At 72.3% G+C, this 13,967-nt stretch carries 11 protein-coding genes; 4 read left to right on the top strand and 7 right to left on the bottom strand.

Annotated elements, in window-relative coordinates; genetic code table 11:
* Positions 1 to 100: 100 nt before the first annotated feature.
* From ACZ4WQ_RS38955 to ACZ4WQ_RS38970, 4 genes are all read right to left on the bottom strand, one after another.
* The gene (locus tag ACZ4WQ_RS38955; protein WP_358845300.1) at positions 101 to 739 is read right to left on the bottom strand and encodes a response regulator transcription factor; all 639 of its coding nucleotides are present in this window, start codon (positions 737 to 739) and stop codon (positions 101 to 103) included.
* Complete coding sequence (locus tag ACZ4WQ_RS38960) at positions 736 to 1,956, bottom strand: sensor histidine kinase (protein WP_398374677.1); 1,221 nt, start codon at positions 1,954 to 1,956, stop codon at positions 736 to 738. Before ACZ4WQ_RS38960 ends, ACZ4WQ_RS38955 begins: the two co-directional genes overlap by 4 nt.
* A 5-nt stretch (positions 1,957 to 1,961) precedes the next feature.
* Positions 1,962 to 4,193 carry an MMPL family transporter gene (locus ACZ4WQ_RS38965; RefSeq protein ID WP_398374675.1) on the bottom strand — a complete coding sequence of 744 codons (2,232 nt, stop codon included), beginning with the start codon at positions 4,191 to 4,193 and terminating at the stop codon, positions 1,962 to 1,964.
* A 152-nt stretch (positions 4,194 to 4,345) separates the two neighbouring features.
* On the bottom strand, positions 4,346 to 5,179 hold the full coding sequence (locus ACZ4WQ_RS38970) for an oxidoreductase (protein WP_398374673.1): 834 nt from the start codon (positions 5,177 to 5,179) through the stop codon (positions 4,346 to 4,348).
* A gap of 82 nt (positions 5,180 to 5,261) precedes the next feature.
* Here ACZ4WQ_RS38970 and ACZ4WQ_RS38975 point away from each other — a divergent pair, with 82 nt between their 5' ends.
* Positions 5,262 to 6,167 (top strand): LysR family transcriptional regulator, encoded by a 906-nt coding sequence (locus ACZ4WQ_RS38975; protein ID WP_398374672.1) that lies wholly within the window; start codon positions 5,262 to 5,264, stop codon positions 6,165 to 6,167.
* 16 nt (positions 6,168 to 6,183) lie between these two features.
* Here ACZ4WQ_RS38975 and ACZ4WQ_RS38980 read toward each other — a convergent pair whose 3' ends face one another.
* From ACZ4WQ_RS38980 to ACZ4WQ_RS38990, 3 genes are all read right to left on the bottom strand, one after another.
* Positions 6,184 to 7,359 carry a winged helix DNA-binding domain-containing protein gene (locus ACZ4WQ_RS38980; protein ID WP_361184019.1) on the bottom strand — a complete coding sequence of 392 codons (1,176 nt, stop codon included), beginning with the start codon at positions 7,357 to 7,359 and terminating at the stop codon, positions 6,184 to 6,186.
* 62 nt (positions 7,360 to 7,421) lie between these two features.
* A complete protein-coding gene (locus ACZ4WQ_RS38985; RefSeq protein ID WP_311724349.1) occupies positions 7,422 to 7,946 on the bottom strand; it encodes a hypothetical protein in 525 nt (174 codons plus the stop codon).
* Between the two features lie 100 nt (positions 7,947 to 8,046).
* Positions 8,047 to 8,514, bottom strand: a complete 468-nt coding sequence (locus ACZ4WQ_RS38990) for a cation:proton antiporter (protein WP_385345283.1) — start codon at positions 8,512 to 8,514, stop codon at positions 8,047 to 8,049.
* Positions 8,515 to 8,577: 63 nt separating this feature from the next.
* Between ACZ4WQ_RS38990 and ACZ4WQ_RS38995 the strand changes: the two genes are divergently transcribed.
* The 3 genes from ACZ4WQ_RS38995 (at position 8,578) to ACZ4WQ_RS39005 (ending at position 13,871) form a co-directional block, all read left to right on the top strand.
* Positions 8,578 to 10,218 (top strand): serine/threonine-protein kinase, encoded by a 1,641-nt coding sequence (locus ACZ4WQ_RS38995; protein ID WP_398374670.1) that lies wholly within the window; start codon positions 8,578 to 8,580, stop codon positions 10,216 to 10,218.
* Positions 10,219 to 10,305: 87 nt separating this feature from the next.
* Positions 10,306 to 12,132: a serine/threonine-protein kinase gene (locus ACZ4WQ_RS39000; protein ID WP_398374669.1), complete on the top strand. Its 1,827-nt coding sequence runs from the start codon at positions 10,306 to 10,308 to the stop codon at positions 12,130 to 12,132.
* A 92-nt stretch (positions 12,133 to 12,224) separates the two neighbouring features.
* Positions 12,225 to 13,871, top strand: a complete 1,647-nt coding sequence (locus ACZ4WQ_RS39005; protein ID WP_398374668.1) for a succinic semialdehyde dehydrogenase — start codon at positions 12,225 to 12,227, stop codon at positions 13,869 to 13,871.
* Positions 13,872 to 13,967: the final 96 nt, after the last annotated feature.

Consider the following 13,967-nt stretch of genomic DNA (forward strand, 5'->3'; position numbering starts at 1 on the left):
CAGACCCCAGAGGTCCAGGGGCGAAGCCCATGCCACGCGGCGGAGCCGCACATAGACACTGCGGGAAGGGGCGGGGTGGGGAAGATCAGCCGGACACGGCTCAGGGCCGCCGCAGCAGCCCCCGCTCCAGGGCCACCACCACCGCGCGCGTGCGGTCGTTCACGTCGAGCTTGGCGAACAGCCGCAGGAGATGGGTCTTGACGGTGGCCTCCGTGATGACGAGACGCCTGCCGATCTCCGCGTTGGTCAGGCCGTCGGCCACGGCGTTGAGAACGTCGGTCTCGCGCGCGGTGAGCGGGTCCTGGGGCGGGCGGCGCATGCGCGCGATCAGCTTCTCGGCCACCCGGGGCGCGAGGACGGTCTCGCCGCGCGCCGCCGAGCGGATCGCGTCGGCGAGCTGTTCGCGGGTGGTGTCCTTGAGGAGATAGCCGATGGCACCGGCCTCCACGCCGCGCTCGATGTCCTGGTCGGTGTCGTAGGTCGTGAGGATCAGGACCCGGGTGTGCGGGTATCGGGCGACGATTTCGGCGGTCGCCCCCACCCCGTCGAGGACCGGCATCCGCAGGTCGACGAGCGCGACATCGGGGGCGTGCCGCTCGACGAGTTCGAGGGCCGCCCTCCCGTCCCCCGCCTCCCCGACGATCTCGATGCCGTCCTCGCCGGCGAGCAGGGCGACCACGCCCGCCCGCATCACGGTGTGGTCGTCCACCACGACCACCCGGACTCGTTCGCTGGTCATCCCGTCCCCTCGTGCCGCTTGTCGCGCGCCTCGCCACTTGTCTCCAGCGGAATCATCGCCAGGATGCGCGTGCCGTCGCCGACCGAGCTGGTGACCGTCAGCCGGCCGCCCAGTTCCGCCAGGCGTTTGCGCATCCCGTCGAGCCCGAAGCCCGCCGACTCCTCCGGGACGAAACCCGTGCCGTCGTCGGTGACCTCCAGCTCCACACCGTACGGCCGGCGGGCCAGGATCACCCCGACCGTGGACGCCCGCGCGTGCTTGCGGACGTTGGCCAGGGACTCCTGGGTGCAGCGCAGCAGCGCGATCCGGGTCTGCTGGTCGCACACCACGTCCGCCAGGTCGGCGCCCACCGTGAGCCCGGTGTCCTCCGCGAAACGGTCGAGGATACGGCGCAGCGTCCGCGCCACGGAGCCGGCCGCCGCGCCGTCCCGCTGCTGTGCCGAGCCCACCAGCTCCCTTGCCTCGGCGAGGTTCTCGCGGGCCGTCGACTCGATCGAGCGCAGCTGCTGGGCGCTGCGCGCCGGATCGGAGGCGAGCCGGGCCCGGGCCGCCTCCGCGAGCACGACGATCGACGCGAATCCCTGCGCGAGGGTGTCGTGGATGTCCCGTGCCATCCGCTCCCGTTCGTCCGCCGCCCCCTGACGCTGGTGGGCCTCGGACAGCTCCGCCTGGGTCCGCTCCAGTTCGACGATCAGCCGGGCGCGTTCGGTGCTCTGGGCGACCACCGAGTGTGCCCACAGCCCGATCAGGACCCCCACGGCCACGACGATCAGGGTGGACACCAGCGTCTCGCTGAAGAACTCCAGTGACCAGCCCTGCCGGGACCAGCTCCCCGCCAGCGTCGCGGCGGTCGCCAGCCCCAGGAACCCCATGGAGGCCCTGGGGGTCCGCCCGAACATCCAGTAGTGCGGCAGCGTCACCATGAACAGCGCCGCATAGCTGCTGCGCAGATACGCCAGCCCGCCGAGCGCGAGCACCAGTACCGAGAGATAGACGTGCGGCCGTACGACGGGATTGCCGGGGAAGCGGTCGAGGAGCGCGTAGCACAGCACCACGGAGCCCAGCAGCGCGAGCGCCCAGTACCTGCTCCCGCCGGGCCGGTCCATCGCGGCGAGCCCGACGGCCATCGCGGCGAACAGCACCCAGCACACCGCGCTCCAGCGGCGCAGCGACTGTGCCCAGAAGGCGTCGGCGGAGGGTCCGGCGAGAGCGGTCATACCGATCAACGTACGTCGACCGCCGGCTGTCCGTGGGCCGCGCGGCCCGGCTCGGCCGCGGCCTCCCGCCCCGGCCGCGACGGCCGCGACGGCCACCAGGTCGCCTCGCCGAGCAGCAGCAGGGCCGCGGGCAGGATCATGATCCGGACGACGAAGGCGTCGAGCAGCACGGCCGCCGCCAGGACGAAGCCGATCTGCTTCATCTCGATGATGTGCAGGAAGACGAAGCTCACGAAGACCGTCGTCATCACGACCGCGGCGCTGGTGACCACGCTCGCCGAGCTGCGGATGCCGTCGAGCACCGCCTGCCGCGTGGGGACGCCGGCGAGCGCGGCTTCCCTGATCCGGCTGACCACGAACACCTGGTAGTCCATGGAGAGTCCGAAGAGGATCACGAAGAGGAAGAGCGGGACGCGGGACCCGATCGAGCCGGTGGAGTGGAAGTCCAGCAGCCCCTCGGCCCAGGTGTTCTGGAAGACGAGGACGAGCAGCCCGAGCGCGGCCGCGGCGGACAGCAGGTTCAGTACGACACCGATCAGGCCGAGCACCACGGAGCGGAAGGCGTACACGGTCATCGCGAACGTCACCAGGAGCAGGGCCCCGATCACCAGGGGCAGTTTGCTGTTCTGGTGGGCGGGATAGTCGGCGTAGCGGGCGACGTCGCCACTGACCCCGTACTCCGCGCCCGCGACCCGGCCGACGGTGGCGGGCAGGTAGTCGTGGCGCAGGTGGGCGAGGGAGGTCTTGGCCTGGTCGGAGTTGCCGAGGTACGGCACCTTCAGCCGCAGGACGCTCACCCGGTGGTCGGACGAGGTCCTGATCCGCGAGCCGTCGGCGAACAGCGGATCGCGGTCGGCCAGCTCGGCGAGCTTGCGCAGCGCGCCGGTGACCTCGCGGGTGCGCGAGGCGTCGGCGCGTACGACGACGTCGTGCGTGACCCGCTGCTCGGGAAACGCCTCATTGAGACGGTCGTACACCCGCATCGCGGGGATTTCGCGGGAGTGGGTGTCCCGGCTCATCTCCGTGATCTTCAGCCCCGTCAGCGGAAGGGCGAGGGCGAGCAGCGCGAGGAGCGAGACGCAGAGTGTGGCGAGGGGATGCCGGGCGGCGGGCCGCAGCAGCGCCGCCCAGATCCGGCCGCCGGCCCGGTCGCCGCCCTCGCCGCGTGCCCGCCGGGCCGGCTTGCCGCGCTCCGCCCGGCGCCGTGCCCTGCGTTCCGCCCGCTTGCCGAGTACGACCAGCAGTGCGGGCAGCGCCGTCACGGAGCTGGCGACGGCGACCAGGACGACCACGATGGTGCCGGTCGCGAGCGAGGAGAAGATCACGTCGGAGGCCAGATACAGCGTCGCGGTGGAGGCGACGACCGCAAGACCCGACACCACCACCGCATGCCCCGAGGTGGCCGCCGCCAACTCCACCAGCGCCTCGGCGCTCAACCGACCGCCGCCGCGGGCCCGCTCCTCGCGCTCCCGCTTCAGGTAGAAGAGCGTGTAGTCGACGCCGACCGCAAGGCCGATCATCAGGATCACGTTTGTGCCCACCCCGACGTCGGGGGACAGGTGCGAGACCACCATCGACAGGCCGATCGCCGCCGCGATCGACGACAGGGCGAGCAGCAGCGGCACGATGGCCATGACGACCGAGCCGAAGGCGATCAGCAGCGTGATCAGCGTGACCGGAAGCGTGATCTTCTCGGACAGCGCCAGGTCGTCGTTGCGCTGCTGGTCGACCCCCTTGCTGGTGGAGGGACTTCCGGTCTCCTCGAGCAGCAGCCGCGGATGGGTCTTCTGCACGGCCTCGGTCTGTGCGACCAGCGCGCCGACCTTGGCGTCCGCGTCCAGCTCCTCGCCCTTGATGGCCACCTCGACCATGAGGATCCGGCCGTCGCGGGACCACAGCGGCGCGGCCACGCCCGCGACCTCGGGCAGTCGCTTCATCCGCGCCGTGAGGTCCCGCGCGGCCGCCTCAGCGGCCCGCTTGTCGGCCCGACTGTCGAGGGCGCCGGACCGGGCGGAGATCAACACCTGCTCGGCGGACCGGCGCTCCAGATGCCCCTCGGCCGCCATGGCCTCGGCCCGGCCCGCCTCGCCGACGCGGTAGTCCGCCGTCTTGGCGCTGTTGGTGCCGACGGCTCCGCCGACGACCAGGCACAGCGCCACGAACACAAGCCATCCGACGACCGCCCGCCAGGGGTGCCGCGCGCTGTGGCGCGCCATGCGCACAGTGAGTGAATTCATACCCTAAAGCCTTGTTGACCAGGGCGGTTGCCGGACAGAGGCGTCAGGTTGAACCTGCCGTCCACCGTTCGGTGGACCAGGGGGAGGGGGTTATCCCCCCGTACGCTTGAACCGAGTACCGCGTCGAGCAGCATCGCGGTCGGCTGGAGGTGTCAGTCGTCGAAGTCGGTGGAGCGGGTGAGCCTTTCCCAGGAGCGGAGTTCGGTGCGCGCACGGTCGAGGTGGTCGGTGATCGCGTCGGCGGCGTCTTTGCCGAGCGGCAGCCGCAGCGGCGGCTCGTCGGCGTCCAGGGCGGTGAGGACGGCGGCCGCGGCCTTGGCCGGGTCCCCGGGTTCCTGGCCGCTCCCGCCCGGCAGCCCGGAGAGGACGGGTCCTACGGTGTCCTGGTAGGCGTCCAGAGCCGGGGAGGGCCGCAGCGCCGCGGCGTCGGCGAAGCCGGTACGGAACGCGCCGGGCTCGACGATCAGCACCCGGATGCCGTGCGGGGCGACCTCGGCGGCCAGGGCCTCGGAGAGCCCCTCCAGGGCGAACTTGGTGGCGCAGTAGGCGCCGACTCCGGCGAAGGCGAACCGCCCGCCCATGCTGGTCAGCTGCACGATGGCGCCCGAGCCCCGGCGGCGCATGTGCGGCAGCGCGGCCCGGGTGAGCGCGGCCGGGCCGAAGAAGTGCAGGTCCATCAGGTCCCGCAGCTCCGCGTCGGTGGTCTCCTCGACCGCCCCCACCATCCCCCGGCCGGCGTTGTTGACCAGGATGTCGATCCGGCCGTGCCGGGCTGCCACGCCGTCGACCGCGGCCTGGACGGCCGCGATGTCGGTGACGTCCAGCGGTAGCGCCTCGACCTGGTCCGGGTGCGCGGCGACCAGGTCGTCGAGCAGCGTCGTACGGCGGGCGGCGGCGACCACGATGTCGCCCGCGGCCACCGCCGCTTCGGTGATCGCCCGGCCGAACCCGCTGCTCGCCCCGGTGACCAGCCATACCCTGTTCATGTTCTTCTCCTTGTGCCGGTCTGTGTGTGTACCACCTTGCGAGGCGCACCGTTTGCGCGTCCAAGACCTGCCGTGATAGCCGATGGTTATGGACGTTCACGGACGGGATCTGCGGTACTTCGCCGCAGTGGCGGAGGAGTTGCACTTCACGCGCGCGGCCGAGCGGCTGTACGTCTCGCAGCCCGCGCTGAGCAAGCAGATCAGGATGCTGGAGAAGCAGGTGGGGGCCGCGTTGTTCGAGCGCGACCGGCGCGAGGTGCGCCTGAGCGCGGTCGGCGCGGCGCTGCTGCCGCATGCGCAGCGCATGCTCGCCGAGTGGGAGGCGGCCCAGGAGACAGTCGCCCGGGTCGTGGCCGACCAGGCGGGCCGTCTCGTCGTGGGGATGAGCACCAGCCCGGGGCGCGGGGGCGTGCTGCCGGCGATCCGCTCCCGCTTCACCGCCGCGCGCCCCGATGCCCGCCTCGTACTTCGCCAGGTTCCCTGGCAGGACTCGACCGCCGGGCTCGCCGACGGCACGTGCGACGCGGCGTTCGTCTGGCTGCCGCTGCCCGACCCGGACCGCTACCGGTGGGTGGTGGTCGCCGAGGAACCCCGCCTGGTCGCCATGGCCGAAACTCACCCGCTCGCCGACAGGGAGATCATCGACTTCACCGACCTGCTGGACGAGCCGTTCCTCGCTCTGCCCGACAGCGCGGGGCCGCTACGGGACTACTGGCTCGCCACCGACGCCCGCGGCGGGAAGCCGGCGCTCATCGGCGCGGAGGTGGCAAGCACCGAGGAGACGTACGAGGCGCTCGTCGCGGGTCTCGGCGTGGTCCTGCTGGCGGCCGGGAACGCCCCGCTGATCACCCTCGGCGGAGTCGTCACCCGTGTGGTGAGGGGCATCTCGCCCAGCCGCTTCGCCCTGGCCTGGCGCGCCGACGACCGCCGCCCGCTGGTGCGGGAGTACGTGCGCGCGGGTGAGCTGGCGACCGGGACGACGGACTGAGGCGGCGCGCACGCGGCTATGCCGTCAACTCCCGCTCCAGCGGCGTACGGAACCGGGGCGTGACCCGGACCTCCCCCAGCCACCCGCTCAGCCGCGCCGCCTCCGCCTCCACGGCGGCCGCCGCCTCCCGGCCCACGTCGGTCAGCGGTCGCCAGACCACCTCGCCGCTCGCGCGCTGGGCCCAGCCGCCGACGACGCGGCCGTTCCACCACACCGTCGGGCCGATGTTGCCGCTGCCGTCGAAGAGCGGCTTCACATGGTCCGGGTCGAGATACCAGTCGCGGGCCTGCCATCCCATGGCCGTCGGGTCGAGGCCGGGCAGCAGCGCGGCCCAGGGCTCGCCGTCCGCCACCGGCTCGCCGTCCCCGGCCACCACGTACCCCGGCCCCTCCGCCAGCGCCACACCCTCCGCGCCGATGTCGGCCAGCGCCCGCCGGGTGTCGGTCACCGTCCACCCCGTCCACCACTTCAGGTCGGCCTCGGTCGCGGGGCCGTACGCGGCCAGCCAGCGGCGGGCCAGTTCGGCCTTCGCCTCGCGGACGGGGAGGTCGGGGAGCGGCGGGACGAGGGCCCACGGGTAGAGGCTGCTGGTCCAGGAGCCGCGCGGGCGGCAGCGGCGCAGATGGCCGTCGGAGGCGAGCAGGCGCAGCACCCGGCTGCCGACGGTCGGCCGGGCCGCGTACGGCTTGCCGGGCGCCATGACGATCCGCTCGCGCAGCGCGGGCACGTCCTCCGCCACCTCGGCGGTCGTCGCCTCGCCCCGCCCGGCCACGGCCGCCAGCACGGCCTTCTCCACCTCGGCCAGCCGCGCCTCGTCCCAGTGCTCCTCGGCGCGCTCCCGCAGATGCTTCAGCAGCGTGGCCCGCTCCCGTACCGCGATGGCCCGCGCGGTCGACGAGCCGACGACCGGCGCGAGCTCCGTCGTCACCGCGAAGATCGTGCGCCGCATGCTCAACAGCTTGACCAGCGAGACGTCCTCGTACAGCGCCCGCTCCACCTCCCCGGCCCCCGGCTCCCGCAGCCGCGCGCACGCGGACAGATACACGGTGGCCGGATCGGTCGCATGCAGCCCGACAACCGCGTCCGCCACGGCTTCTACGACTGCCGCCCGGGCGGACGGCGCCAGCAGATGCCGCCGCCCGAGGCGGGCGCGGCGCTGGGCGGGGGTGATACGGGGGAGGGAGTCGCTCATGGTGGCCGACGGTAGGGGCCGTACCTGTCACCTTCTGGCAGGTATGACGTCGCGGGGCGCGGTCACTCTGTGGGTGCCACCCCGAGGTCGCGGCGCATGGCGGCCCGCATGGCCCGGATCAGGTCCCAGATCTCCCTCTGACCCCGGACCGCTGTAGCCATGGTTTCCCCTTCCTGGGGCTCTCCTCGCTCCAGACGTTTGACCTGGCCATAGACCCTGTTCAGGGCTTGATTGACCGTACGCGCACATGCGAGCACCTCGTCCGGGGCGATCATCTGCGCTTCGGAGTATCGATCGCGGTGGGCACTCTTGGCTTCTTCGAGTACCTCCCTGTCCGCCTCCTCGACACCGCGTTCCCGCATGACATGCAGATGACGGTTGAGCGCCGTGGTGAACTGACGTGCGTCCCGATTGAGCTCCACGTAGCAGGTGCGTCGGCTGAGCAGGTTCTCGCGAAGCTCCTCGTGACCGCGAAGCAGGTCTATCTCGCGACGTTTCGCCCGTTCGGAGGCGCGCTGAGTGAGCAGCGACCCTCCTAGCGTCCCGGCTACACCTGCCACCGCGATGATCACCGAACCAAGATCCACGGATGCCCCCTTGAAGCAGTTGCGCTCATCTCCGCTGCGCGCCGGCGCACGCGGTTCACCTCTCCCGCGACCCTGGTGGACCGGCCGCCGATCTCGAGGCTCAGCGAGTGTGCGGCGTCGCGGCGGCGATGAAGTCGCGGATGCCCTGCCGGGACCGCTCGCGGATGTGGTCCAGCCGGTCGCGGTCCTCGGCGCGGTGCAGCTCGGTCACGTGCTCGAGGATCCGCTCGGAGAGTTCCACGAGGGCGGGGTCGTCCGAGAGCATCTGCGCGCGGAACATCGCCTCCTGCGCGGCGTAGCGCAACTCGTAGACGTGCTCCCGCAGCTCCGGGGTGTCCTCGTCGGGCCGGTTCTCGTGCTGGACGAACCACCGTTGGACCAGCACCCGGCGGTAGTTGAGCAGCGCCCCCGCGTACGCGCAGTACGCGTCGATCCGCTCCTGCCGCAGCTTCTCCGCGCGGGCGAAGTGCTCGCTGCGGTCGGTGTTTCGCCGCTGGAAGACGTAGGTGACACCGGAACCCAACACCGTGCCGAGCACGGCTATGAAACTCGCCAGGACTGCCTCCATGGGGGAAGTTGACCACAACGCGGCTGGGGACCAAGGCGGAGTCCGTCGGGGCCGTGCGGCAAGATGAAGCCCATGGATAGCTTCGGGGGAAGCGGTGGCCGCCTGCTGGCCGGGCGCTACCAGTTGGTGTCACGGCTGGGGCGCGGCGGCATGGGTACGGTGTGGCGGGCCGTCGACAAACTGCTGGGCCGGGATGTGGCCGTCAAGGAACTGCACATCGACGAGGGGCTGGACGGGATGTCGGCCCTCGACCTCCAGCAGCAGCACGAGCGCACGCTGCGCGAGGCCCGCACCGTGGCGCAGATCAAGCATCCGAATGTGATCGTCCTCCATGACGTGGTGGAGGAGGACGGACGCCCGTGGATCGTCATGGAGTTGGTCGACGGCAGCTCGCTCGCGGACCGGCTGGCCGCCGAGGGGCCCGTCGGGCCGAGTGAGGCGGCGCGGATGGGGTTCGCGCTGCTGGACGCGCTGAGGGTCGCGCATGAGCGCGGGGTGCTGCACCGGGACATCAAGCCCGCGAATGTGCTGGTGGAGGCGGGCACCGGGCGCGTGGTGCTGACGGACTTCGGGATCGCGCAGGTGACGGGAAGCACGACGATCACGGAGACCGGGACGTTCGTGGGCTCGCCCGAATACACCGCGCCCGAGCGGATGTCGGGGCAGCGCACCGGCCCGGAGTCGGACCTGTGGTCGCTCGGTGTGCTGCTGTGCACGCTGGTCAGCGGCGAATCGCCGTTCCGCCGCGACTCGTTGGGCGGGGTGCTGCACGCGGTCGTGTTCGACGAGATACGGCCGCCCGCGGCCGCCGGTGCCCTGGCCCCCGCCATCGAGGGGCTGTTGCAGCGCGATCCCGCGCTGCGGCTGAACGGGGACGGGGCGGCCCGGATGCTGCGGATGTGTCTGGGGCCGGGGGACACCCCCGAGATCCCTCTGGAGTACACGCCGACGCAGCCCGCCGTGCCGGTGACGACCGGCCACGGGGCCGGCCACGGTCCCGGGTACGGGGCCGCCACCCCCGTCGCCCCCGTCCCCTCCCGCCGCGCCCCTCGCCGCCGTACGGCGCTGATCGCGGCCGTCGCGGTGGTCGCGCTGGCCGGTCTCGGCGCCGGGGTCGCGGCGCTGGCCCTCGACCGGGGCGACGGCGACGGCGACAGCGACGGCAAGGCCGCCGCCACGAGCGCCCCCGCCAAGGAGCCGTCGAAGACGCCGCCGTCGGGCAAGTCGTCGCCCACCGCCTCCAAGACCGCCGTCCCGGACGGCTACGAGCTGGTCAACGACCCGGCCGGCTTCACGATCGCCGTGCCCAAGGGCTTCTCCCGCGAAGTCAAGGCCCCGCGCGTCTACTACAACTCGCCGGGGAACGAGTTCCGCATCGGGATCCACGTCCAGGAGCTGGACCCCAAGGGCCCGTTGCAGCTGAGCCAGGAGGCGGACGCCAGGGGGCCGCAGAACTACCCGGGCTACCGCAGCGGCCAGGTCATCCAGACCGAGCGCCAGGGGCTGCCCGCCGCGCTGTGGGCGTTCGTCTGGAACGGCTCGGCCGACGACGGCGGCTCGCGCCAGACGTACGACCTGACCTGGAACGAAGCGGGAAAGATGTACGACGTGTGGGTGTCCGCGCCGGTCGTCAGCAAAACCGAGGGAAAGCAGTATTTCGACACGGCTGTCGACACTTTCTCCGTTTCCGCCAAACAGAATTGAACGGCACCGCAACGGCTTTGTCACGAGCGGCCACAGCCACCCGGGGCCGCTGGCGGGCCGTGCGCCCGAGCAGGTAATGATGGTGCCATGACGAACGACGGGGGACGGGCGAACGAGCCCACCAGCTACGAGCTGCAGCCGCCGCAAGCCCCGGCCGCGCCGGTGCCGTCCCAGGGGGAGCCCAACGGGGAGTCCAAGGCGGAGTCCAAGACGGAGTTCGAGGCGGAGTCCTCGGCGGCTTCCCAGGACCGGCAGCCCGACAGCCCGTACGAGCCGACGCAGCTCGACGGCCGGGCGGCCGCCGGGCAGCCCGACCCCCGTACGTCGGCGCCCGCGCCGGCCAACCAGGACCCCAACATCGGCCGCGTCATCGGCGGCCGCTACCGCCTCGTCTCCCGCCTGGGACACGGCGGCATGGGGACGGTCTGGCGGGCGCACGACCAGGTCGTCGACCGCGATGTCGCGGTCAAGGAGCCACGGGTGCCCGAGACCCTGCCGGAGGGCGAGCGGCAGAAGGTCTACCAGCGGATGCAGCGCGAGGCGCGCGCCGCGGCCCGGATCGACCACCCCTCGGTGGTCTCGGTGTACGACGTGGCCGTCGAGGACGGCCGGCCCTGGCTGGTGATGGAGCTGGTGCGCGGCGACTCGCTCGGCGACCGGCTGGCCGAGGGCACGCTGGACCCGCGCGAGGCGGCCCGGATCGGCGTCGCGGTGCTGGGCGCGCTGACGGCCGCGCACGACGCCGGGGTGCTGCACCGCGACGTCAAGCCGGACAACGTCCTGCTCGGCCGGAACGACCGGGTGGTGCTGACCGACTTCGGCATCGCGCAGGTCGAGGGCGAGCAGGGGCTGACGGAGACCGGCGCGTTCGTCGGCTCCCCCGAATTCATCGCGCCCGAGCGGGTGCTGGGCCAGCGGCCCGGCCCCGAATCGGACCTGTGGTCGCTGGGCGTCGTGCTGTACGCGGCGGTGGAGGGCATGTCCCCGTTCCGCCGCTCGCACGCCCCCGCGACGCTCCAGGCCATCCTCTCCGCCGAGCCCCAGACGCCCGCGCGCGGCTCGGGCGCGCTCGGCACGCTCATCATGCAGCTGCTGCGCAAGGAGGCCGCGGCGCGGCCGACGGCGGCCGAGGCGCGGAAGGCGCTGGAGGAGGTGGTCCGGCCGCCGCAGCCGGTGCCTACTGTGCTCGCGACCAGCCTGTACGCCCCGCCCCAGGCCCACATCCAGGCCGGGGCGGGCGCCGAAGCCGGAGTCGGAGCAGGGGAGGCGCAGAGCGGGGGCAGCCGCTTCGTACCGCCCATCCTGCACAAGAACCGCAAGGCGCAGCTCGGCCTGGGCGGCGTGGTGCTGGTGGTGGCCGCCGTGCTGGTGCTGACCCTGATGAAGCCGTTCGCGAGCGAGAGCGATCTTCCCAAGGGGTGGATGGTCCGGGAGGAGCGCGATGTCGTGGGCGCGTCCCTGGCCGTGCCCAGCGAGTACCGGCGTGTGCAGGACGACATCGCGGACAACGCGTCCGTCACCTTCACGGACCCCAGCGGCGTCTACACCGTTTTCCTGAGCCGGCAGAAGGCCAACGACCAGCGGGAGATCAAGGACACCCGCGACATGGCCGGGCAGGTCGTCCGTTACTACAAGAGCCCCCAGTCGTCCATGGAGGACGTCGAGAGCAAGACGGAGCAGGCGAAGCAGCAGGGCAAGGACGGCGCGGTGGACCTCACCACCACCTACGTCCCCTCCGGCAGCAGCAGGGACGACAACCCCATCCGCTATGTGAAGCGCGACCACATCTACGTGGACAAGACGCATACCGCCTGGCAGTTGACCGTGACCATGCCCGCCGACGGCGACGCCCGCCCGACCGGCGACGAGATCTACAAGAACGTCGTGGAGAGCCTCAAGATCGAGGGCCTCTGACGGACCCGTCCGGCGCGACGTGTGTGCGTGGCCGGTGAAAGCAGGTTACCGCCGGGTACCCAAACCGGCCCGGCGGGCCTACCCTCGCCCCCATGACGGACTCGCAGGACAGCGCACAGCCCACACAGGACGCCGCGCACACCACCACGCCCGCCCCCGCCGACGGCAACCCGGTCGCTCCCGCGGGCGCCCGCACCGCCGTGCACGTCGTCACGCCCGAGCTGGTCGCCCGGCTCTCGCGCGGCGTGGTGGGCGGCGGCAGGACCACCAGCCACACCCCCTTCACCGGGGAGGTCCTGGCCGAGCTGCCCGAGTCCACCCCCGAGGACGTCGCCGAGGCATTCGAGCGGGCGCGCAAGGCGCAGTCGGCGTGGGCCCGTACACCCGTGCGGCGGCGCGCCGCCGTGCTGCTGCGCTTCCACGACCTGCTCATGCGCCACCAGTCCGAGGTGCTCGACCTGATCCAGGTGGAGACCGGCAAGACCCGGCTGCACGCCCACGAGGAGGTGCAGGAGGTCTGCCTCACCGCCCGCCACTACGGGCGCAAGGCCCCCGCCTATCTGGGCGCGCGCCGCCACACCGGGGCCGTCCCGGTGCTCACCAAGGTCACCGAGCTGCGCCAGCCCAAGGGCGTCATAGGCCTGATATCCCCCTGGAACTACCCCCTCTCCCTCTCCGTCGGCGACTCGCTCCCCGCCTTCGCCGCGGGCAACGCCCTGGTGATGAAGCCGGACACCGAGACCGCGCTGACCGCCCTGTGGGCGCGCGAGCTGCTGATCGAGGCCGGGCTGCCCAAGGACGTGTGGCAGATCGTCCTCGGCGAGGGCCCGGTCGTCGGCCCCGCCGTCGTCCAGCACGCCGACTACGCGTCGTTCACCGGCTCCACCCGCACCGGCCGCGAGGTCGCCCAGCGCGCGGCGGCGCGGCTGATCGGCTGCTCGCTGGAGCTGGGCGGCAAGAACGCCATGCTGGTGCTGAGAGACGCCGACCTCGACAAGGCCGCCGAGGGCTCGGTGCGCGCCTGCTTCTCGTCCGCCGGGCAGCTGTGCGAGTCGATCGAGCGGCTCTACGTCCACACGTCGATCGCCGACGCCTTCCTGGAGCGGTTCGTCGCCCGGACGAAGGCGATGCGCCTGGGCACGGCCCTCGCGTACGGGGCCGAGATGGGCTCGCTCGCGGGCGAGCGCCAGCTGGAGACCGTCGTACGCCATGTCGACGAGGCCCGGGAGAAGGGCGCCAAGGTGCTCACCGGGGGCCGCGCCCGGCCCGACATAGGCCCCTACTTCTACGAGCCGACCATCCTCGACGGCGTCGAGCCGCCGATGGCCGTGTGTGCTGAGGAAACGTTTGGCCCGGTCGTCTCCATCTACCGCTTCACCGAGGAGGACGAGGCCGTCGAGCGCGCCAACGCCACCCCGTACGGCCTTAACGCCAGCGTCTGGACGAAGGACGGCCGGCGCGGCCGCGCGGTCGCCGCCCGGCTGCGGGCCGGGACGGTCAACGTCAACGAGGGCTACGGCGCGGCGTACGGCAGCGTCCGCGCGCCCCTGGGCGGGATGGGCGACTCCGGTCTCGGGCGCCGCCACGGCTCGGAGGGGATCCTCAAGTTCACCGAGGCGCAGACGGTCGCGCACCAGCGGTTGCTGCCGCTCGGCCCGGCCTTCGGGATGACGGACGAGAACTACGCGGCGTTCATGACCCGTAGCCTGCGCGCGATGAAGGCGCTGCGCCTGCGCTGATGGGCGCGCGGCAAGGGGAGGTACTGCGGTGGACGACGCATACGACGACACGCACGACGACACGCACGACGACACGCACGACGACACGCACGACGA

This window comes from Streptomyces sp. NPDC028305 (genome assembly GCF_055569495.1).

Coding starts and splice junctions, on each gene's coding strand:
- ACZ4WQ_RS38975 (WP_398374672.1), top strand. CDS start 5,262: ATGGTTATGGACGTTCACGGACGGGATCTGCGGTACTTCGCCGCAGTG.
- ACZ4WQ_RS38960 (WP_398374677.1), bottom strand. CDS start 1,956: ATGACCGCTCTCGCCGGACCCTCCGCCGACGCCTTCTGGGCACAGTCG.
- ACZ4WQ_RS38990 (WP_385345283.1), bottom strand. CDS start 8,514: ATGGAGGCAGTCCTGGCGAGTTTCATAGCCGTGCTCGGCACGGTGTTG.
- ACZ4WQ_RS38970 (WP_398374673.1), bottom strand. CDS start 5,179: ATGAACAGGGTATGGCTGGTCACCGGGGCGAGCAGCGGGTTCGGCCGG.
- ACZ4WQ_RS39005 (WP_398374668.1), top strand. CDS start 12,225: ATGACGGACTCGCAGGACAGCGCACAGCCCACACAGGACGCCGCGCAC.
- ACZ4WQ_RS38995 (WP_398374670.1), top strand. CDS start 8,578: ATGAAGCCCATGGATAGCTTCGGGGGAAGCGGTGGCCGCCTGCTGGCC.
- ACZ4WQ_RS38980 (WP_361184019.1), bottom strand. CDS start 7,359: ATGAGCGACTCCCTCCCCCGTATCACCCCCGCCCAGCGCCGCGCCCGC.
- ACZ4WQ_RS38965 (WP_398374675.1), bottom strand. CDS start 4,193: ATGAATTCACTCACTGTGCGCATGGCGCGCCACAGCGCGCGGCACCCC.
- ACZ4WQ_RS38955 (WP_358845300.1), bottom strand. CDS start 739: ATGACCAGCGAACGAGTCCGGGTGGTCGTGGTGGACGACCACACCGTG.
- ACZ4WQ_RS39000 (WP_398374669.1), top strand. CDS start 10,306: ATGACGAACGACGGGGGACGGGCGAACGAGCCCACCAGCTACGAGCTG.